General features: G+C 50.4%; 16 protein-coding genes. 11 read left to right on the top strand and 5 right to left on the bottom strand.

Features of this window, described 5'->3' with window-relative positions; all coding sequences use genetic code 11:
- The first annotated feature begins 429 nt into the window (after nt 1-429).
- The 3 genes from dcuB to FFT88_RS12620 all read left to right on the top strand — a co-directional run bounded on the left by dcuB (nt 430) and on the right by FFT88_RS12620 (nt 4267).
- Entirely contained in the window at nt 430-1770 is a 1341-nt protein-coding gene (gene dcuB, locus FFT88_RS12630; protein ID WP_000899528.1) for an anaerobic C4-dicarboxylate transporter DcuB, read from the top strand.
- A 77-nt stretch (nt 1771-1847) separates the two neighbouring features.
- Nucleotides 1848-3494, top strand: coding sequence for a class I fumarate hydratase (gene fumB, locus FFT88_RS12625; protein WP_130205921.1), 1647 nt, complete (start codon nt 1848-1850; stop codon nt 3492-3494).
- A gap of 122 nt (nt 3495-3616) precedes the next feature.
- A complete protein-coding gene (locus tag FFT88_RS12620; protein ID WP_131161354.1) occupies nt 3617-4267 on the top strand; it encodes a DUF2238 domain-containing protein in 651 nt (216 codons plus the stop codon).
- Here FFT88_RS12620 and melA read toward each other — a convergent pair.
- A complete protein-coding gene (gene melA, locus FFT88_RS12615) occupies nt 4264-5619 on the bottom strand; it encodes an alpha-galactosidase (RefSeq protein WP_130205917.1) in 1356 nt (451 codons plus the stop codon). The genes FFT88_RS12620 and melA overlap by 4 nt on opposite strands.
- Nucleotides 5620-5901: 282 nt before the next feature.
- Here melA and melR point away from each other — a divergent pair, with 282 nt between their 5' ends.
- The 7 genes from melR to pmrB all read left to right on the top strand — a co-directional run bounded on the left by melR (nt 5902) and on the right by pmrB (nt 15358).
- Nucleotides 5902-6810, top strand: a complete 909-nt coding sequence (gene melR, locus FFT88_RS12610; protein ID WP_135385157.1) for a transcriptional regulator MelR — start codon at nt 5902-5904, stop codon at nt 6808-6810.
- A 198-nt stretch (nt 6811-7008) separates the two neighbouring features.
- Nucleotides 7009-9276 (top strand): arginine decarboxylase, encoded by a 2268-nt coding sequence (gene adiA, locus FFT88_RS12605; RefSeq protein WP_135405684.1) that lies wholly within the window; start codon nt 7009-7011, stop codon nt 9274-9276.
- A 333-nt stretch (nt 9277-9609) separates the two neighbouring features.
- Entirely contained in the window at nt 9610-10371 is a 762-nt protein-coding gene (adiY, locus tag FFT88_RS12600; RefSeq protein WP_130221796.1) for a DNA-binding transcriptional activator AdiY, read from the top strand.
- Nucleotides 10372-10507: 136 nt separating this feature from the next.
- Nucleotides 10508-11845, top strand: a complete 1338-nt coding sequence (gene adiC / locus FFT88_RS12595) for an arginine/agmatine antiporter (RefSeq protein ID WP_130216777.1) — start codon at nt 10508-10510, stop codon at nt 11843-11845.
- Nucleotides 11846-11948: 103 nt separating this feature from the next.
- Complete coding sequence (gene eptA, locus FFT88_RS12590) at nt 11949-13592, top strand: phosphoethanolamine transferase EptA (protein ID WP_135405676.1); 1644 nt, start codon at nt 11949-11951, stop codon at nt 13590-13592.
- Entirely contained in the window at nt 13589-14257 is a 669-nt protein-coding gene (basR, locus tag FFT88_RS12585; RefSeq protein ID WP_103753345.1) for a two-component system response regulator BasR, read from the top strand. Before eptA ends, basR begins: the two co-directional genes overlap by 4 nt.
- Entirely contained in the window at nt 14258-15358 is a 1101-nt protein-coding gene (pmrB, locus tag FFT88_RS12580; protein ID WP_167851624.1) for a two-component system sensor histidine kinase PmrB, read from the top strand. It begins immediately after the preceding gene.
- Here pmrB and pmrR read toward each other — a convergent pair.
- The 4 genes from pmrR to crfC form a co-directional block, all read right to left on the bottom strand.
- Nucleotides 15334-15423, bottom strand: a complete 90-nt coding sequence (gene pmrR / locus FFT88_RS12575) for an LpxT activity modulator PmrR (RefSeq protein ID WP_074399408.1) — start codon at nt 15421-15423, stop codon at nt 15334-15336. The genes pmrB and pmrR overlap by 25 nt on opposite strands.
- A gap of 114 nt (nt 15424-15537) precedes the next feature.
- Complete coding sequence (gene proP / locus FFT88_RS12570) at nt 15538-17040, bottom strand: glycine betaine/L-proline transporter ProP (RefSeq protein ID WP_130216781.1); 1503 nt, start codon at nt 17038-17040, stop codon at nt 15538-15540.
- 262 nt (nt 17041-17302) lie between these two features.
- Nucleotides 17303-18181, bottom strand: a complete 879-nt coding sequence (locus FFT88_RS12565) for a diguanylate cyclase regulator RdcB family protein (RefSeq protein ID WP_135405675.1) — start codon at nt 18179-18181, stop codon at nt 17303-17305.
- The gene (gene crfC / locus FFT88_RS12560; protein ID WP_135405674.1) at nt 18178-20406 is read right to left on the bottom strand and encodes a clamp-binding protein CrfC; all 2229 of its coding nucleotides are present in this window, start codon (nt 20404-20406) and stop codon (nt 18178-18180) included. The genes FFT88_RS12565 and crfC overlap by 4 nt, the downstream gene beginning before the upstream one ends.
- A 397-nt stretch (nt 20407-20803) precedes the next feature.
- On the opposite strand from crfC, the gene FFT88_RS12555 reads away from it, so the two are divergent.
- A complete protein-coding gene (locus FFT88_RS12555; protein ID WP_001514846.1) occupies nt 20804-21139 on the top strand; it encodes a zinc ribbon domain-containing protein YjdM in 336 nt (111 codons plus the stop codon).
- The last annotated feature ends 246 nt before the right edge of the window (nt 21140-21385 follow it).

Below are 21385 nucleotides of genomic sequence, written 5' to 3'. Positions count from 1 at the left end.
TTTAATATTCTTTAGGATAAATAGTGTTTTTAATTTCAAAACGCTAACAAAAGTTAATTAACTATTATGTCACCCGCATTATGTGTATTTTTACCCACAAATGGGTAGATCAGAATAATCTATAACCGCCATTAGAACAAAAAATATACCAATAAATATCAATAAGATAGTAGAAAACAAATTATTAACATCTGCGCAGCACAAACTATAACCCCATCGCCAGAGAGTATTTTTCTCTGAAAAAGTCGCTTATCACAGTGTATTAATTTATTGCTGCCTGAATCAGCCAATATTCACTGTGAAGTAATTACTCAGGCCAGTAACGACCAAAAGGATATTAGTCAGGCTCTGAAAAAAGTTCATACAAACAGAACGAGACTGCGTTCTATTCAGTAGAAATTTAAATGGGATTATCGCGAGGGTTCACAAATGTTATTTACTATCCAACTTATCATAATATTGATATGTCTGTTCTATGGCGCCAGAAAGGGCGGTATCGCGCTAGGTTTATTAGGCGGTATCGGCCTCGTCATTCTGGTATTCGTCTTCCATCTTCAGCCAGGTAAACCACCGGTTGATGTTATGCTGGTTATCATCGCGGTGGTGGCGGCATCGGCCACGTTGCAAGCCTCGGGCGGCCTTGACGTCATGCTGCAAATTGCCGAGAAACTGCTGCGCCGCAATCCGAAATATGTCTCCATTGTCGCGCCGTTTGTTACCTGTACGCTGACCATTCTTTGCGGTACAGGTCACGTGGTTTACACCATCCTGCCAATCATCTACGACGTGGCAATTAAGAACAATATCCGTCCGGAACGTCCGATGGCGGCAAGCTCTATCGGTGCACAGATGGGGATTATCGCCAGTCCGGTGTCGGTTGCGGTAGTTTCACTGGTCGCAATGCTGGGTAACGTTACCTTTGATGGTCGTCACCTTGAGTTCCTCGACCTGCTGGCAATCACCATTCCATCGACGTTACTCGGTATCCTGGCGATCGGTATCTTCAGCTGGTTCCGCGGTAAAGATCTGGATAAAGACGAAGAGTTCCAGAAATTCATCTCCGTACCGGAAAACCGTGAGTACGTTTACGGTGACACCGCGACGCTGCTGGATAAAAAACTGCCGAAAAGCAACTGGCTGGCAATGTGGATCTTCCTCGGGGCAATTGCCGTGGTCGCACTTCTCGGTGCTGATTCGGACCTGCGTCCGTCCTTCGGCGGCAAACCGCTGTCGATGGTGCTGGTTATTCAGATGTTTATGCTGCTGACCGGGGCGCTGATTATTATCCTGACCAAAACCAATCCCGCGTCTATCTCAAAAAACGAAGTCTTTCGTTCCGGTATGATCGCCATCGTGGCGGTGTACGGTATCGCATGGATGGCAGAAACCATGTTCGGTGCGCATATGTCTGAAATTCAGGGCGTACTGGGCGAAATGGTGAAAGAGTATCCGTGGGCCTATGCCATTGTTCTGCTGCTGGTTTCCAAGTTTGTAAACTCCCAGGCCGCGGCGCTGGCGGCGATTGTTCCTGTCGCACTGGCGATTGGCGTTGACCCGGCTTACATCGTGGCTTCAGCACCGGCTTGCTACGGTTATTACATCCTGCCGACCTATCCAAGCGATCTGGCAGCGATTCAGTTTGACCGTTCCGGCACCACCCACATCGGTCGCTTCGTCATCAACCACAGCTTTATTCTGCCAGGGTTGATTGGCGTGAGCGTATCTTGCGTCTTTGGCTGGATCTTCGCCGCGATGTACGGGTTCTTATAAATGCACTTTGCGTGCCGCCCGTCGCTGTGCGGCACGCCATTTTCGTATAACAAATACAGAGTTACAGGCTGGAAGCTATGTCAAACAAACCCTTTATCTACCAGGCGCCTTTCCCGATGGGGAAAGACAACACCGAATACTATCTGCTCACTTCCGATTACGTTAGCGTTGCCGAATTCAATGGCGAAACCATCCTGAAAGTGGAACCAGAAGCCCTGACCCTGCTGGCGCAGCAAGCCTTCCACGACGCCTCTTTCATGCTCCGCCCGGCACACCAGAAACAGGTTGCTTCTATTCTTCACGACCCAGAAGCCAGCGAGAACGATAAGTACGTGGCGCTGCAATTCTTGAGAAACTCCGAAATCGCCGCCAAAGGCGTGCTGCCGACCTGCCAGGATACCGGCACCGCGATCATTGTTGGTAAAAAAGGTCAGCGCGTATGGACCGGCGGTGGTGATGAAGAAGCGCTGTCGAAAGGCGTCTATAACACCTATATCGAAGATAACCTGCGCTATTCACAGAACGCGCCGCTGGACATGTACAAAGAGGTCAACACTGGCACTAACCTGCCTGCGCAAATCGACCTGTACGCGGTAGATGGCGATGAGTACAAATTCCTCTGCGTCGCCAAAGGCGGCGGTTCTGCCAACAAAACGTATCTCTATCAGGAAACTAAAGCCCTGCTGACTCCGGGTAAACTGAAAAACTTCCTCGTCGAGAAAATGCGCACCCTCGGTACCGCAGCCTGCCCGCCGTACCATATCGCGTTTGTGATTGGCGGCACTTCTGCGGAAACCAACCTGAAAACCGTCAAGTTAGCAAGCGCTCACTATTACGATGAACTGCCGACCGAAGGGAACGAGCACGGTCAGGCATTCCGCGATGTCCAGCTGGAACAAGAACTGCTGGAAGAAGCCCAGAAACTCGGCCTCGGCGCGCAATTTGGCGGTAAATATTTTGCTCACGATATCCGCGTAATCCGCCTGCCGCGTCACGGCGCTTCCTGCCCGGTCGGTATGGGCGTTTCCTGTTCCGCTGACCGTAACATCAAAGCGAAAATTAACCGCGAAGGTATCTGGATCGAAAAACTGGAACACAACCCAGGCCAGTACATTCCGGAAGAACTGCGCCAGGCGGGTGAAGGCGAAGCGGTGAAAGTTGACCTTAACCGCCCGATGAAAGAGATCCTCGCCCAGCTTTCGCAATATCCGGTTTCTACTCGTTTGTCGCTCACCGGCACCATTATCGTGGGTCGCGATATTGCGCACGCCAAGCTGAAAGAGCTGATTGACGCCGGTAAAGAACTGCCGCAGTACATCAAAGATCACCCGATCTACTACGCAGGTCCGGCGAAAACGCCTGCCGGTTATCCATCAGGTTCACTTGGCCCAACCACCGCAGGTCGTATGGACTCCTACGTGGATCTGCTGCAATCCCACGGCGGCAGCATGATCATGCTGGCGAAAGGTAACCGCAGTCAGCAGGTTACCGACGCGTGCCATAAACACGGCGGCTTCTACCTCGGTAGCATCGGCGGCCCGGCGGCGGTACTGGCGCAGCAGAGCATCAAGCATCTGGAATGTGTCGCTTATCCGGAGCTGGGTATGGAAGCAATCTGGAAAATCGAAGTAGAAGATTTCCCGGCGTTTATCCTGGTCGATGACAAAGGCAACGACTTCTTCCAGCAGATCGTCAACAAACAGTGCGCGAACTGCACTAAGTAACCTCTTCGGCCCGGCGCCTGGCGGCATGCTGCCAGGTGATCCCCCCGGGCCACCTCTTCTGCGGTTGTAATTTCACGCTTGCTGGTGAATAGTCAGTATTTTCCCTGACTTGCGAACTCACCATGACCCGCACACTCAAGCCGTTAATTCTTAACACCGGCGCACTGGCGCTCACGTTAATCCTGATTTATACCGGCATTTCGGCCCATGACAAACTCACCTGGCTGATGGAAGTGACACCAGTGATTATTGTGGTGCCGCTACTGCTTGCCACCGCCAGACGTTACCCGTTAACGCCGCTGCTCTATACGCTCATCTTCTTTCACGCCATCATCCTGATGGTCGGCGGGCAGTACACTTACGCGAAAGTCCCCATCGGTTTTGAGGTGCAGGAATGGTTAGGGTTGAGCCGTAATCCGTATGACAAGCTGGGGCATTTTTTCCAGGGGCTGGTACCTGCACTGGTAGCGCGAGAAATCCTCGTGCGCGGGATGTACGTGCGCGGACGTAAAATGGTGGCGTTCCTGGTCTGCTGCGTAGCGCTGGCGATAAGCGCCATGTATGAGTTGATCGAGTGGTGGGCGGCGCTGGCGATGGGCCAGGGAGCGGATGATTTTCTCGGTACGCAGGGCGACCAGTGGGACACGCAATCCGATATGTTCTGTGCGTTGCTTGGCGCATTAACGACAGTGATATTGCTCGCTCGTCTTCACTGCCGCCAGTTACGGCGCTATGGCTTAATCACCAGAGCGCCGGAAGCGATTACACCTTAGCGGTGCAACCAGCCAGGTAGCCAGTCGCCGTGAGCGGTAATCAGGTCGTCAACAAGAGCATAAATTTCGTCAATGCCCAGCACGGCGGCGGTGTGCGGGTCCATCATTGCGGCGTGGTAAACACGGTCACGATTTTCGGTGAGAATGGCTTCGGTCAGCAGCGTTTGTACGTTGATGTTGGTTTGCATCAGGGCAGCCAGATGCGAAGGCAGTGCACCAACTTTGGTTGGCTGAATACCATTGGCGTCAACCAGACAGGCCACTTCCACGCAGCATCCTTGTGGCAGGTTATCAATCAATCCATCGTTACGGACGTTGCCGTAAATCACACTCGGCTCGCCGGTCCAGATAGCGTTCATAATCGTGCTGGCATATTCCCGCGACGGTTTAATATCAATCCGGGAGGCGTTCTTATACTCCTCCAGCTCTTTATGCCAGTTCGCCAACTGTTCAACACAGCGTTTCGGGTACTCATCCAGCGGCACTTTATAACGCTCAATCAAATCCTCACGACCTGGCTTAATAAACCACGGCGTATATTCGGCAAAATGTTCTGATGACTCCGTGACGAAGTAGCCCAGTTTTTTGAACATTTCATAGCGCACAATATTCTGGCAGCGAGTATTACCATGAATATTCGGTTTCGGTGCCTGCCCTGCGTCATACGCTGCCAGCAGTTCCGGGTAGAGATTCACGTAACTGCCGTCTGCGGTTTTGCGCTCCAGCTCCAGGTAGAACGCCATATGGTTGATACCAGCGCAACGATAACGCAGCGTGGACGGATCGATATTCAGGTCGCGGGCCAGCTCTTCCGCCGTTCCCTGCACCGAGTGGCACAGCCCCACCTGTTTGATATGCGGATAGCGGGCATACATCGCCCAGGTATTCATCGCCATCGGGTTAACGTAATTGAGCATGGTGGCATCGGGGCAAACTTCCGTCATGTCCTCGCAAATCTGCCACAAGTGCGGAATGGTACGTAGCGCACGCATAATGCCGCCCGGCCCCAGCGTATCGGCAATGGTTTGTTCCAGACCGTGGCGCTTACAGACCTCAAAATCAGTCACTGTGCAGGGTTCATAACCGCCAATCTGAAACGCCACCACCACAAAATCGGCGCCCTGTAAGGCTTCTTTCTGTTCGCTGTGGCAGGTGATTTTGCCGCTGGCCCCTGCTGAATCCATCAGCTTGCGCACCACAATGTGCGACTCTTCCAGCCGTGTGGGATCAATGTCCATCAGAGCGATATGCGCCGTTTTCAGCGCCTCACGGTGAAACACATCACCAAGAATATTTTTAACGAAAATTGTCGAACCAGCGCCGATAAATGTAATTTTGGGTGCAGACATCATTCAGATCTCCAGGCTTGCTTGAATGTCTTCATCATGGCAGGCGATACCACAGAAAACTTCCGGCTTCCCCCTCGAGCATTCCCATAAACTCAGATCCTGAGTGAAGCATCAGTAAATCTAAGTTTATGGGAATAAATTAACTGAAAAGCAGAGATTTCAGCCTCCTTATCCTCGGGCGGTCCCCGCATCCCTCTGGGAAGAGGGTGAAAACCGTGCTCCCATTCGCAGTCATTCTCCCCCACTCATGTCATAATTCTGATAATCCAGGAAAGAGAGCCATCCATGAATACTGATAACTTTATGTGTAGCAGCGATGAAAAGCAGACCCGCAGCCCGCTATCACTGTACTCAGAATATCAGCGTATGGAGATTGAGTTTCGCGCACCGCATATCATGCCCACCAGCCACTGGCATGGTCAGGTCGAAGTGAATGTGCCTTTCGATGGTGATGTGGAATACCTGATCAACAATGAAAAAGTGAAGATCAACCAGGGGCATATCACGCTGTTCTGGGCCTGTACACCGCACCAACTAACAGATACCGGAACCTGTCAGAGCATGGCGATTTTTAATCTGCCGATGCATCTGTTTCTCTCCTGGCCGCTGGATAAAGACCTTATAAACCACGTCACTCACGGTATGGTGATCAAATCACTGGCGACACAGCAGCTTAGTCCGTTTGAAGTGCGTCGCTGGCAGCAGGAACTCAACAGCCCAAACGAGCAAATTCGCCAACTTGCTATTGATGAAATTGGCCTGATGCTCAAGCGATTTAGTCTCTCTGGCTGGGAGCCGGTTCTGGTCAATAAAACCTCGCGTACGCACAAAAACAGCGTCTCGCGTCATGCACAGTTTTATGTCAGCCAGATGTTGGGCTTTATTGCCGAAAACTATGATCAAGCGCTAACCATCAACGACGTGGCCGAGCACGTCAAACTTAACGCCAACTATGCGATGGGGATCTTCCAGCGGGTCATGCAATTGACGATGAAACAGTACATTACGGCGATGCGCATCAACCACGTTCGCGCGTTATTGAGCGATACCGATAAAAGTATTCTCGATATTGCCCTGACAGCAGGCTTTCGTTCGAGCAGTCGCTTTTACAGCACGTTCGGCAAATATGTCGGCATGTCGCCGCAAAAATACCGCAAACTTAGCCAACAACACCGCCAGACGCTTCCCGGATAAAGATGATATCAGTATCAGCCAAAAAAATAGTTTAGCTGTCGATAATAAGCAGTGAAAACAACTTTAGAAATCAATGTAATTGATTGTTTATAAAAATAAAAAAAACAAAAGCGACTGTTTTTTGCTCGCTTTACAGCCTGAAATACCCAGAAGATACTTGCCCGCAACGAAGATTCCTTCATAACCGGGTAAGCAATGATGAAAGTATTAATTGTTGAAAGCGAGTTTCTCCATCAGGACACCTGGGTCGGTAACGCCGTTGAGCGTCTGGCGAATGCCTTAAGCCAGCAAAATGTCACTGTCATTAAATCAACCTCATTTGATGACGGCTTTGCCATTCTCTCTTCAAATGAGGCCATTGATTGTCTGATGTTCAGCTATCAAATGGAACATCCGGACGAACATCAAAACGTCAGAGAATTGATCGGTAAGCTTCACGAACGCCAGCAAAATGTGCCGGTATTCCTGTTAGGCGATCGGGAAAAAGCCCTCGCCGCAATGGATCGCGACCTGCTGGAGCTTGTCGATGAATTCGCCTGGATTCTGGAAGATACCGCCGACTTTATCGCCGGACGCGCCGTTGCCGCGATGACCCGCTACCGCCAGCAACTGTTGCCGCCACTGTTCAGCGCTCTGATGAAATATAGCGACATCCACGAGTATTCCTGGGCAGCACCGGGCCACCAGGGCGGCGTTGGCTTCACCAAAACGCCAGCCGGGCGTTTCTACCATGACTATTATGGTGAAAATCTGTTCCGTACCGACATGGGTATCGAAAGAACTTCCCTCGGTTCTTTACTTGACCATACTGGCGCATTTGGTGAAAGCGAAAAATATGCCGCGCGCGTATTTGGTGCCGATCGTTCCTGGTCAGTCGTCGTCGGAACTTCCGGCTCTAACCGCACCATCATGCAGGCTTGCATGACCGATAACGATGTGGTGGTCGTTGACCGTAACTGCCACAAATCCATCGAACAAGGCTTAATGCTGACTGGCGCGAAACCCGTCTACATGGTGCCAAGCCGCAACCGCTACGGCATTATCGGGCCAATCTACCCGCAGGAAATGCAGCCTGAAACTTTACAGAAGAAAATCAGCGAAAGCCCGCTGACCAAAGATAAAGTTGGGCAAAAACCCTCTTACTGCGTGGTCACCAACTGCACCTACGACGGCGTATGCTACAACGCCAAAGAAGCGCAGGATCTGCTGGAAAAAACCTCCGATCGTCTGCACTTCGACGAAGCCTGGTACGGTTATGCGCGCTTTAATCCGATCTATGCCGATCACTATGCCATGCGCGGTGAACCTGGCGATCATAACGGCCCAACCGTGTTCGCTACCCACTCCACTCACAAACTGCTGAATGCGCTGTCACAGGCGTCTTACATTCATGTGCGCGAAGGCCGTGGGGCTGTCAACTTCTCGCGCTTTAATCAGGCATATATGATGCATGCCACCACTTCCCCGTTGTATGCCATCTGTGCATCAAACGATGTTGCAGTATCGATGATGGACGGCAACAGCGGCCAGTCTCTGACGCAGGAAGTGATCGACGAAGCGGTTGATTTCCGTCAGGCAATGGCGCGGCTGTATAAAGAGTTCACCGCTGACGGTAGCTGGTTCTTCAAACCGTGGAATAAAGAAGTGGTTACCGACCCGGAAACTGGCAAAACCTATGACTTTGCCGACGCGCCGAGCAAACTGCTGACCACCGTTCAGGACTGCTGGGTAATGCATCCAGGCGAAAGCTGGCACGGCTTCAAAGATATTCCGGACAACTGGAGTATGCTCGACCCGATTAAAGTCAGCATCCTCGCACCGGGGATGGGAGAAGACGGCGAACTGGAAGAGACTGGCGTACCTGCCGCACTGGTCACCGCCTGGCTTGGTCGTCACGGCATTGTGCCAACCCGCACCACTGACTTCCAGATTATGTTCCTGTTCTCTATGGGCGTAACCCGTGGGAAATGGGGAACTCTGGTTAACACACTTTGCTCTTTCAAACGCCATTACGACGCTAATACACCGCTGGCGCAGGTGATGCCGGAACTTGCTGAACAATATCCTGACACTTACGCGAATATGGGGATTCACGATCTGGGTGACAAAATGTTTGCCTGGCTGAAAGAAAACAACCCAGGCGCACGGTTGAACGAAGCCTATTCTGGCCTGCCGGTGGCTGAAATCACCCCGCGTGAAGCCTACAACGCGATTGTCGATAACAACGTCGAACTGGTATCCATTGAAAACCTGCCGGGACGTATTGCGGCGAACTCTGTCATCCCGTATCCGCCAGGAATCCCAATGCTGCTCTCTGGCGAAAACTTCGGCGATAAAAACAGTCCGCAGGTAAGCTATTTACGCTCACTACAATCCTGGGATCATCATTTCCCTGGTTTCGAACACGAAACTGAAGGTACCGAAATTATTGACGGTATTTACCATGTGATGTGTGTGAAAGCGTAACCACTATTCCGCTGAAGGCGTAATTGTTTTAATAACATTACGCCGCCTGGCCTGAGGCCTTTTGAGTATGGCAACGTTTTCATAAAAATTGCTGCAAACAAAAATGTCATACTTTTTGCGCGGTCCCACCCCGCGCTTTTTTTTGCCTGTTATTTACACTTTTTCAGCATGTAAAATTTTTTGTACATGAGAAATTACTATAAAAATTTGTAATATTAGTAAAACACGTTATTTTTATGCATGTTTTGATTCGTCATACAATTATATAACCATTTCCCCGTATCGCTCTTCCTGGCGAAAACGGGTCTTTTATTTGCATTCAGGAGTACATGTATGAGGATTTGCAGCGACCAACCTTGTATTGTTTTATTGACTGAAAAAGATGTCTGGTTAAGGGTGAATGGGAAAGAACCTATAAGCCTGAAGGCTAACCACATGGCGTTATTAAGTTGTGAAAATAATATTATTGATGTCTCCTCACTTAATAACACTTTGGTTGCGCATATTAGTCATAACATCATCAAAGATTACCTCCGTTTTCTGAATAAAGATCTCTCAAAAATACCCGTCTGGCAACGAAGCGCCACCCCAGTCCTGGCCTTACCATGCCTGACACTGGACCTCTTTCGCGTCGCTGCTCAACATAGCATGATGCCCGCTGAAACAGAGTCAGAAAAAGAGCGCACTCGTGCATTATTATTCACTGTGCTATCACGCTTTCTCGACAGTAAAAAATTCCTTTCTCTTATGATGTATATGTTACGTAATTGTGTAAGTGATAGCGTTTATCAAATAATTGAAAGCGATATTCATAAAGACTGGAATCTTAGTATGGTAGCCAGCTGTTTATGTCTAAGCCCCAGCCTGTTAAAGAAAAAACTGAAAAGTGAAAACACCAGTTATAGCCAAATAATCACCACCTGCCGTATGCGTTATGCCGTAAATGAATTAATGATGGACGGCAAAAATATCTCACAGGTATCACAATCCTGCGGCTACAACAGCACTTCCTATTTTATATCTGTATTTAAAGACTTCTATGGTATGACGCCTCTCCATTATGTTAGTCAGCACAGAGAACGTTCTGTCGCCTGATTTATAACCTGAACGAAGAGCTATATTAATAACAGCATCAGCGATAACCCGGTTGAGGATAATTCAACGCGCGAGTGTAGGCGTATGATATGACGTAATTTATTGTCACGAAGCTCGCCTTCGCAGGAGTTTAATTATGTCTTCGGATGCTGACGCTCACAAAGTGGGCTTAATCCCCGTCACCCTGATGGTGTCGGGGAATATTATGGGGTCAGGGGTTTTTCTGTTACCTGCAAACCTGGCCTCGACAGGCGGGATAGCCATATATGGTTGGTTGGTGACGATTATCGGTGCGCTGGCTTTGTCGATGGTCTACGCCAAAATGTCTTTCCTTGATCCCAGCCCTGGCGGTTCATATGCCTACGCGCGCCGCTGCTTTGGCCCTTTCCTCGGGTATCAAACAAACGTTCTCTACTGGCTGGCCTGCTGGATCGGCAATATTGCCATGGTGGTCATTGGCGTGGGGTATTTAAGCTACTTCTTCCCTATCCTCAAAGATCCGTTGGTATTAACCATCACCTGCGTGGTGGTGCTGTGGATCTTCGTTCTGCTTAATATCGTCGGTCCAAAAATGATCACCCGCGTGCAGGCTGTCGCCACTGTGCTGGCGCTGATCCCCATTGTCGGGATTGCAGTATTCGGCTGGTTCTGGTTCCACAGTGAAACGTATATGGCAGCCTGGAACGTGAGTGGTCAGGGTACTTTCGGTGCGATTCAAAGTACCTTAAACGTCACGTTGTGGTCGTTTATCGGGGTAGAAAGTGCTTCCGTTGCGGCGGGCGTAGTGAAAAACCCGAAACGCAACGTGCCTATCGCCACCATAGGTGGGGTATTGATTGCCGCCGTCTGCTATGTGCTCTCGACTACTGCAATTATGGGGATGATCCCTAATGCCGCGCTGCGCGTTTCCGCCTCACCTTTTGGCGATGCAGCGCGGATGGCGCTGGGTGATACCGCTGGGGCCATTGTCTCCTTCTGCGCAGCGGCAGGTTGCTTAGGCTCGCTGGGCGGCTGGACACTACTGGCTGGGCAAACGGCGAAAGCAGCTGCCGATGACGGCCTGTTCCCCCCCATTTTTGCCCGCGTTAACAAAGCGGGTACCCCGGTTGCCGGGTTGATTATCGTTGGTATTCTGATGACTATCTTCCAGTTCAGTAGCATCTCACCAAACGCCACCAAAGAATTTGGTCTGGTGTCTTCCGTATCGGTAATCTTTACCCTCGTGCCTTATCTTTACACCTGTGCCGCTTTACTGCTTTTAGGTCACGGTCACTTTGGCAAAGCGCGCCCGGCGTACCTGACCATCACGACTATCGCCTTCCTTTACTGTATCTGGGCGGTGGTCGGTTCTGGCGCACAAGAGGTCATGTGGTCATTCGTCACTCTGATGGTAATCACAGCCATGTATGCGCTGAACTACAACCGGATGCATAAAAACCCGTATCCCTTAGATGCACCAATAAGCAAAGATTAATTCCCTTTAATCCAGCACAAATAAAAGCCAACCTTAAGAACTTAAGGTTGGCTTAATTTTGCTTTGCGAGCATATGCGCACTTTGTTCGATGGAAACACCGTGATGTTGAAGCGCCTACTAAAAAGACCCTCTTTGAATTTACTCGCCTGGCTATTGTTGGCCGCTTTTTATATCTCTATCTGCCTGAATATTGCCTTTTTTAAACAGGTGTTGCAGGCGCTGCCGCTGGACTCGCTGCATAACGTACTGGTTTTCTTGTCGATGCCGGTCGTCGCCTTCAGCGTGATTAATATTGTCCTGACACTAAGCTCTTTCTTATGGCTTAATCGACCGCTGGCCTGCCTGTTTATTCTGGTCGGCGCAGCTGCACAATATTTCATAATGACTTACGGCATCGTCATCGACCGCTCGATGATTGCCAATATTATTGATACCACTCCGGCAGAAAGTTATGCGCTGATGACACCGCAAATGTTATTAACGCTGGGATTCAGCGGCGTGCTTGCTGCGCTGATTGCCTGCTGGATAAAAATCAAACCTGCCACCTCGCGTCTGCGCAGTGTTCTTTTCCGTGGAGCCAATATTCTGGTTTCTGTACTGCTGATTTTGCTGGTCGCCGCACTGTTTTATAAAGACTACGCCTCGTTGTTCCGCAATAACAAAGAGCTGGTGAAATCCTTAAGCCCCTCTAACAGCATTGTTGCCAGCTGGTCATGGTACTCCCATCAGCGACTGGCAAATCTGCCGCTGGTGCGAATTGGTGAAGACGCCCACCGCAACCCGTTAATACAGAACGAAAAACGTAAAAATTTGACCATCCTGATTGTCGGCGAAACCTCGCGGGCGGAGAACTTCTCCCTCAACGGCTACCCGCGTGAAACTAACCCGCGGCTGGCGAAAGATAACGTGGTCTATTTCCCTAATACCGCATCTTGCGGCACGGCAACGGCAGTTTCAGTACCGTGCATGTTCTCGGATATGCCGCGTGAGCATTACAAGGAAGAACTGGCGCAGCATCAGGAAGGTGTTCTGGATATCATCCAACGGGCGGGCATTAATGTACTGTGGAATGATAACGATGGCGGCTGTAAAGGCGTCTGCGACCGCGTGCCTCACCAGAACGTCACTGCGCTGAACTTGCCTGGTCAGTGCATCAACGGCGAATGCTATGACGAAGTCCTGTTCCACGGGCTGGAAGAGTACATCAATAATCTGCAAGGTGATGGCGTGATTGTCTTACACACCATCGGCAGCCACGGCCCGACCTATTACAACCGCTATCCGCCGCAGTTCAGGAAATTTACCCCTACTTGCGACACCAATGAGATCCAGACCTGTACCAAAGAGCAACTGGTGAACACTTACGACAACACGCTGGTTTACGTCGACTATATTGTTGATAAAGCGATTAATCTGCTGAAAGAACATCAGGATAAATTTACCACCAGCCTGGTTTATCTTTCTGATCACGGTGAATCGTTAGGTGAAAATGGCATCTATCTGCACGGCCTGCCTTATGCCATCGCCCCGGATAGCCAAAAACAGGTGCCAATGCTGCTGTGGCTGTCGGAGGATTATCAAAAGCGGTATCAGGTTGACCAGAACTGCCTGCAAAAACAGGCGCAAACGCAGCACTATTCACAAGACAATTTATTCTCAACGCTGTTGGGATTAACCGGTGTTGAGACGAAGTATTACCAGGCCGCGGATGATATTCTGCAAACTTGCAGGAGAGTGAGTGAATGAAAATTCTAATTGTTGAAGATGATACGCTGTTATTGCAGGGACTGATTCTGGCGGCGCAAACGGAAGGCTACGCCTGTGATGGCGTCACAACCGCACGGATGGCGGAACAAAGCCTGGAAGCTGGTCATTACAGTCTGGTGGTGCTGGATTTAGGTTTACCTGACGAAGACGGGCTGCATTTTCTCGCCCGTATCCGGCAGAAAAAATACACCCTGCCGGTGCTGATCCTCACCGCCCGCGACACTCTGACCGACAAAATCGCCGGGCTGGATGTCGGGGCCGACGACTATCTGGTGAAGCCTTTTGCGCTGGAAGAGTTGCACGCCCGCATTCGCGCCCTGCTGCGACGCCATAATAATCAGGGCGAAAGCGAGTTGATTGTTGGCAACCTGACGCTGAATATGGGTCGCCGTCAGGTATGGATGGGCGGTGAAGAACTGATTCTGACGCCGAAAGAATATGCTCTGCTGTCACGGTTAATGCTCAAAGCAGGCAGTCCGGTGCATCGGGAAATTCTCTACAACGACATCTATAACTGGGATAACGAACCCTCGACCAACACCCTGGAAGTGCATATCCACAATCTGCGCGACAAAGTGGGCAAAGCCCGTATCCGCACCGTACGCGGCTTTGGCTATATGCTGGTCGTAAATGAGGAAAACTAATTGAATCTGATGCGTTTTCTGCGCCGACCAGTATCGCTGCGCCAAAGGCTGATATTGACCATCGGGGCCATTTTGCTGGTGTTTGAGCTGATCAGCGTCTTCTGGCTATGGCATGAAAGTACCGAGCAGATTCAGCTATTTGAGCAGGCGTTACGCGACAATCGCAACAACGATCGCCACATCATGCGTGAGATCCGCGAAGCGGTTGCCAGCCTGATTGTCCCCGGCGTATTTATGGTCAGCCTGACGCTATTCATCTGCTATCAGGCGGTACGGCGCATCACCCGTCCGCTGGCGGAGTTGCAAAAAGAGCTGGAAGCGCGTACCGCCGACAACTTAACGCCTATTGCCATTCACAGCGCCACCCTCGAAATCGAAGCGGTGGTTTCGGCGTTGAACGATCTGGTCAGTCGCCTGACCAGCACGCTGGATAACGAAAGGTTGTTTACCGCTGACGTCGCTCACGAACTGCGAACGCCGCTGGCGGGGGTACGTTTGCATCTGGAGTTGATGGCGAAAACGCATCACATTGATGTAGCGCCGTTAGTGGCGCGGCTTGATCAGATGATGGAGAGCGTCTCCCAGTTGTTACAACTGGCGCGTGCGGGTCAGTCATTTTCATCCGGTAATTATCAGCATGTAAAACTGCTGGAAGATGTCATTCTGCCCTCGTATGACGAGTTAAGTACCATGCTCGACCAGCGTCAGCAAACCTTGCTGTTGCCAGAAAGCGCCGCCGACATCACCGTCCCGGGTGATGCAACCCTGCTGCGGATGCTATTGCGAAACCTGGTGGAAAACGCCCATCGTTACAGCCCACAAGGCAGCAACATCATGATTAAGCTGCAAGAAGATGGCGGTGCGGTAATGGCGGTTGAAGATGAAGGGCCGGGTATTGATGAGAGTAAATGCGGGGAGTTAAGCAAAGCGTTTGTACGAATGGACAGCCGTTATGGCGGAATTGGTCTGGGATTAAGTATTGTCAGCCGCATCACGCAGTTGCATCACGGGCAGTTTTTCCTGCAAAACCGGGAAGAAACCTCCGGCACGCGTGCCTGGATACGGCTGAAGAAAGATCAGTACGTGGCAAACCAGATATAGAGAAAGCTGCTGACTACCAGCACGCTGAACACGGTAGTTAAACGTTCATAAATACGGTTTTTCATTGCACTCTCCTCCGTTAACCTGGAGGAGAGTATGCGCGCCAGAGATTAAGTGAACCTTAAGAGTTCGGTTGCAGGCCTGATAAGACAGCGTCGCATCAGGCCATCCATTTCAGATTACTCATCAATACGCGGATGTTGCTGCACCAGGCGAGAACGTTTCGCCTGCAAATCGGCAATCTCGTGGTCAATATCCTCGATTTTTTGCTCAATATTATCGTAATGCTCGACGAGAATTTCCTTCGCTTCCTGTAAATCTGACGCCGCTGGCGTCGCACCTTTCAATGGCTGATTCGCCGTCTCTTTCATGGTTACGCCGGTGATTAAACCAACCACCGCCACGACCATCAGATAATAGGCGGGCATCATCAGATCCTGCGAGCTTTCGACCAGCCAGGCCGCCAGCGTTGGCGTCAGACCGGCAATCAGCACCGAAATATTAAATGCCGCCGCCAGCGCACTGTAACGGATATGCGTCGGGAACATCGCTGGCAGCGTTGAGGCCATAACACCCGTAAAGCAGTTAAGGATCACGGCCAGCATCAACAACCCGGCGAAAATCAGGCCGATGATATTACTGTTAATCAGGATGAACGCCGGGATCGCCAGCGCAAACAGCGCAACACTACCGAGGATCACAAACGGACGACGGCCAAAACGGTCACTTAGCAGCCCCATCACCGGTTGCACAAACAGCATACCAATCATAATGGCGATAATAATCAGCACTCCGTGGTCTTCGGAGTAGTGCAGGTTATGCGACAAATAACTCGGCATATAGGTCAGCAGCATGTAGTAAGTGACGTTGGTGGCAATCACCAGGCCAATACACGTCAACAGACTGCGCCAGTGTTTGGTGGCAATCTCTTTAAACGAGACTTTCGGACCATCCTGTAGACCTTCCCGGTCGCCCTGCTCCAGTTTCTCAACGTGTTGCTGGAAAGCAGGCGTCTCTTCCAGCGCATGGCGCAAGTAAAGCCCGATAATCCCTAAAGGCAGAGCGATAAAGAACGGAATACGCCAGCCCCAGTCGAGGAAGTTTTCTTCACCGACGATGGTCGAAATTAACACCACCACGCCCGCACCCAGCACAAACCCGGCAATAGAGCCGAAATCCAGCCAACTGCCCATAAAGCCGCGTTTACGGTCAGGGGAGTATTCCGCGACAAATATCGACGCCCCGGTATATTCGCCCCCCACCGAGAATCCTTGCGCCATCTTACAGATCAACAACAGAATCGGTGCCCAAATACCAATAGAGGCGTAGGACGGTATTAAGCCAATACAGAACGTACTGATCGACATAATCACAATGGTGATCGCAAGGATCTTCTGGCGACCATATTTATCGCCCAACATACCGAAGAAGAGCCCGCCAAGCGGTCGAATCAGAAAGGGAACGGAGAAGGTGGCAAGTGCAGCAACCATCTGCACGCTGGGGTCAGCCCCCGGGAAAAAGACCTTACCTAACGCGTAGGCAACAAAACCATAAACACCAAAATCGAACCATTCCATTGCATTACCCAGCGATGCTGCGGTAATGGCTTTGCGCAGTTTACCGTCATCAATAATAGTGACGTCACGAAGGGTAATCGGTTTTACTTTTTTCCTTTTCAGCATAGCTTTCCTCGCAGAGTAAGCCCATTTCCGCACACGTCAGGCAAATAACGTGGCGCCCGCAAAAGGGAAGCGGGAATTGCAGGGTGCAATCTCTGTAACAAGCGTAGCGGGTTTACTTACACGTTCCGATTAAGAATTGTACAACCAAACCAGTTGACGCCTGAATTGGGCAGTTAATGACCTTTTTACCCTACCAGCGTTTAAATTTGTGATCAACTTCACATATGAATTTCGTTAAACACTCACCAATGTAACTGATTATTTACACATGATTTACAGAGAAGATTTCCTCGACCAAGGCCTCCACCAGACGTTGTGCTGAACAGAGCCGTGGCATCCCTACCGCGACAGTTTGCCAACGTTGGGTCACCGACCAGCAAACGGGCTGTTTATCTGCATCGGACCACTTACCCAACCAACCTAAAAAGTCAGCATGATCCCCACCGCTTAGAGCTGTGGGTGATGTGAACCATTGGTGGTAATAATGACGAGTAGTCGGTGCTGCGTTGATACTTTCAGCCAGATATTGCGTCGCTTTTACGCGCAAATCATCAAGCAACAACGCTGCCGCTTGCGGACTTCCCAGACGGCAGGCATCGCCAAACGCCCCCCAACGCAGTTCTTCCAGAACGATGAAACAACGTCCAGGCAGCGACCAACTGTCATACGCACCGGCATGCCAGCGAGTAAAAATTTGCTCGCTCTGTTCGCCCGCCTGCACCAGTAACCCTCGTTGCGTTAAGGCTTTTTCTTTCCAGTGACAACGAGCGGAAAACCACTCATATAAAGCGGTAATTTGCTGCTGGAGTTCCGGGAAAGCGGATTGTGAGCGGAGATCCCTTTTTTGCAGTAACGCCAGATATTGTGCGATCTGTGTCAACGCCAGATGACCGGGGTCAAGCATTGCCGCCAGTTTTTCCACCAATGCCAGGCGTAGACTAAGCGGCGCATTTAACATTCCGGCATTCGCCCACGTCTGAAGCTGTGTGCGAGCAAGGATCTCCTGCATCAGTCGTTCACGAAACTGCTGCTGATGGGCTTGCGGATGACGGGTATCATCGCCCAGCGCCAGATCCACTAAAAAGCGGGGATGAACCGACTCCAGCACGCGACCGGGGCCGTCCAGTAATGTCTTTGTCAATACTGTTCTGCCGTGAAAAGAGTTTGAATATCATCGCGTAACAACTGAGAGTCCGTATAAATCCAGCCGTGTGTTGTTGCAGTCTGCTGCAATTGCTGCTGCATAATTTTCACCACGGATTCATTTTGCTGTCGCAAAGCCAGACTTTCGCGTAAACGCGTGTGTAATTCCGTCAAACATACAGCGAAATCAGCGAAAAATGTGCTCATTCCTGCCGTGACAGAATCATCGACCTGAACCGCTAAAACTTTAGCCATTTGTTGGCAATAGAGGTCAATTTCTTCGGTTAACGTACGTTGTAGCACACTGTAATCAACGGTCTTCGTCGGGGATTTCTCACTACTCCGTCCCCAGTCTGGTTGATTCAACCAGCGCGAGAAAGTCTCACGTACAACACCTAAACGGGTGACCTGCTCATCCGGTATTTCCTGGAGTGATATTGCATCGCTGAATAGCTGACGAGTATTGAAGTGGGGAACCACACTGCGAAAAACAGGAAACTCAAATCCAGGGCGAAACCCAGACTCACTCAATGCCACTTTAACCCGTTGTTCAATGGGTCGAATAACATCGGTTAGTACCCGGCAAAGGGTGGATTCCAGTTCAGCAAAACGCAGCGTGAAATCCCGGCTGATTTGGGTCTGTGCCGTCTGTAACAGTGTCTCGCAGCGAGTACGAATCTCGCTTAATGGCCACGAATCATGTTGAAACAGCACGGCTAACTGGGCATTCACCTGCTCTTGCTGCTGACGTAAAAAGTCGTTGGCTGATGCCAGGGCCAGCTCTATTTCATGTTGAATCTCACCGCTCACCTGCGTCTGATTGAGTTGCAATAGCTGCAAATTTTCTTCGAGTTGGTGGATATTTTGCCGCAATAGCTCGCAGGCGACAGTCAGGCCGTGGGCGCGAAAATCAAGGTACTCCCGCGCCTGCTGGGCGTAATTCAACAATTTATGCGAGGCAGAACGCAGAGCGTACAACGACGCGTTGGCATACGCGGCATGAAGCAACGCCTGCACCGGCTGTTCGAATAACGAGTCTTCCCACAATTGCTCAACTGCATGGCGAATATGGTCGATATCCTCCAGATCCGCGTTACACCAGCGCCTGCCGAGCGCCGCATGAGCAAAATCCTCCACCCAGCGTTGCTGTTGAGGATCGGGCAACCTGCCGCTGCTGGCTAACTCATGGCGCGCCCGATTCGCCAGATAGCCCCACATCGACGATACCGGAAATATCTGCCCTGGCGTAACACAGCCTTTCATCAACGTCCCGGAAATCAGCGCCCGCACCTGTTCGGCATCGTCGCTGTTACGATCCTGCTGATCGAATTTATTGACCAATACATACAGCGGTACTGACTTGCCGACGGCCATAACCGCCGCGCGCACCTCTTCATCGGAGATCGATTTCAGTTGCGTATAATCCATCACCGCCAGCACCGCAGAAGCACGCGCCAGCTGCTCATTAAGCATTTTTTGCAGATGTGGTTGCCCGGCTTCATTTGGCCCGGGAGTATCCAGTAATGTTAACTGCCCCGGATAACTTTCCAGCCCCGCCAGATGGACAAACTCCACTTCAATCACCGGAATATGCTCAATGGCGGCGTAAGCAGAAAAAGGAAAATCAACGTCCAGCGCTTTCGCCATGCGCACCAAATCATTCAAACTTTTCAGACAATGAAAAATAGGCTGGGCGCCCAGGTAATATTTTTCGAAAGCGACGCCATTTTCGATCCGCTGCATAAGTACACGCATATCTTTATCTATTTCCAGCAGATCGGTCAGATGCTTAATATCGTAATCACGCAGGCGCTGTTGTAATTGTTGGATTAAACGGTCAATTGGCGCGACATGTGAAAAATGCAGCACGGGTTCTTTTTGCCCCGGCGTATGGCGAATAAGCGTTGGCAGCGCAGTCATAGGGCGATTGCGATTAGGAAGAACTTCAGTGCCAACAATGGCATTAATGGTGGTTGATTTCCCTGCTTTCATAGTGCCGACAATCGCCAGCACCATTTCCAGACGGGAAATTTTACGCAGCTCATTATTCAGCATCGCGTGGCGCTCGACGATATTATGCTGACTCCAGGGTAAAGTCAGAGGCGGCGCCACTTCTCCAGGTACAGTGAGAGGCATTTTTTCCAGTAACTGCAACTGTTGTCGGGAAAGCAGTAACAGACGTTCCGCCTCCTGACTTAACTCATATATTGTCTGTGTGCACATGGAAAGTTCTTCCTTAAAGCAAATTTTATTACTTTTATTTAGCCAGATCGTTTTTTAGTTCTGTTTTCGGCTTTTATAATTACTGCGGGAAATAATTTATATTTAATTTGTTGTTTTTATTAGAATGACGACGTCTCTTCCGACACGTTTAAAAGTCAGAAAGATAGAAAACAATTAAATTAAAAAAAGAACAAGAATAAAGTTAACCTTATCTCAAATAATAAACTGAGGCAAAAAGATTATTTTCTTTTTGCCTTCTCTTTCAAATGAAAACGATCGTCGTCTAAAATCAGCAGTACCCCCGACAAACTCAGGGATTTTGTGTATAATTGCGGCCTTTTTCGGCAATCTGCCGTTTTTTGGCGCTTTTGCCCCGCTGACTTTTGAGGAAATCCACATGTCATTACCACACTGCCCAAAATGCAACTCCGAATACACTTACGAAGATAACGGCATGTACATCTGCCCGGAATGTGCCTACGAATGGAACGACGCAGAACCTGCAAAGGAAAGTGACGAGCTGATCGTTAAAGATGCTAACGGCAACCTGCTGGCTGACGGCGACAGCGTTACCATCATTAAAGATCTGAAGGTGAAAGGTAGCTCTTCGATGCTGAAGATCGGCACCAAAGTGAAAAACATCCGCCTGGTTGAAGGCGACCATAACATCGATTGCAAAATCGACGGTTTTGGTCCGATGAAACTGAAATCTGAGTTTGTGAAAAAGAACTGATTGTATTGCTCAATGTAATGTTGGCACATGATCGGTAGGCCGGATAAGGCGCTCGCGCCGCATCCGGCAATAGTGCCAGATGCCTGATGCGACGCTTGCGCGTCTTATCAGGCCTACAAATTCCCGCACCCTCCGTAGGCCGGATAAGGCGTTTACGCCACATCCGGCAACGGTGCCAGATGCCTGATGCGACGCTCGCGCGTCTTATCAKGMCTACAAATTCCCGCACCCTCCGTAGGCCGGATA

It is taken from the genome of Escherichia sp. E4930 (assembly GCF_005845405.1).
In the GTDB taxonomy this organism is placed as follows: domain Bacteria; phylum Pseudomonadota; class Gammaproteobacteria; order Enterobacterales; family Enterobacteriaceae; genus Escherichia.
This window is presented reverse-complemented; position numbering and strand designations above follow the sequence as displayed.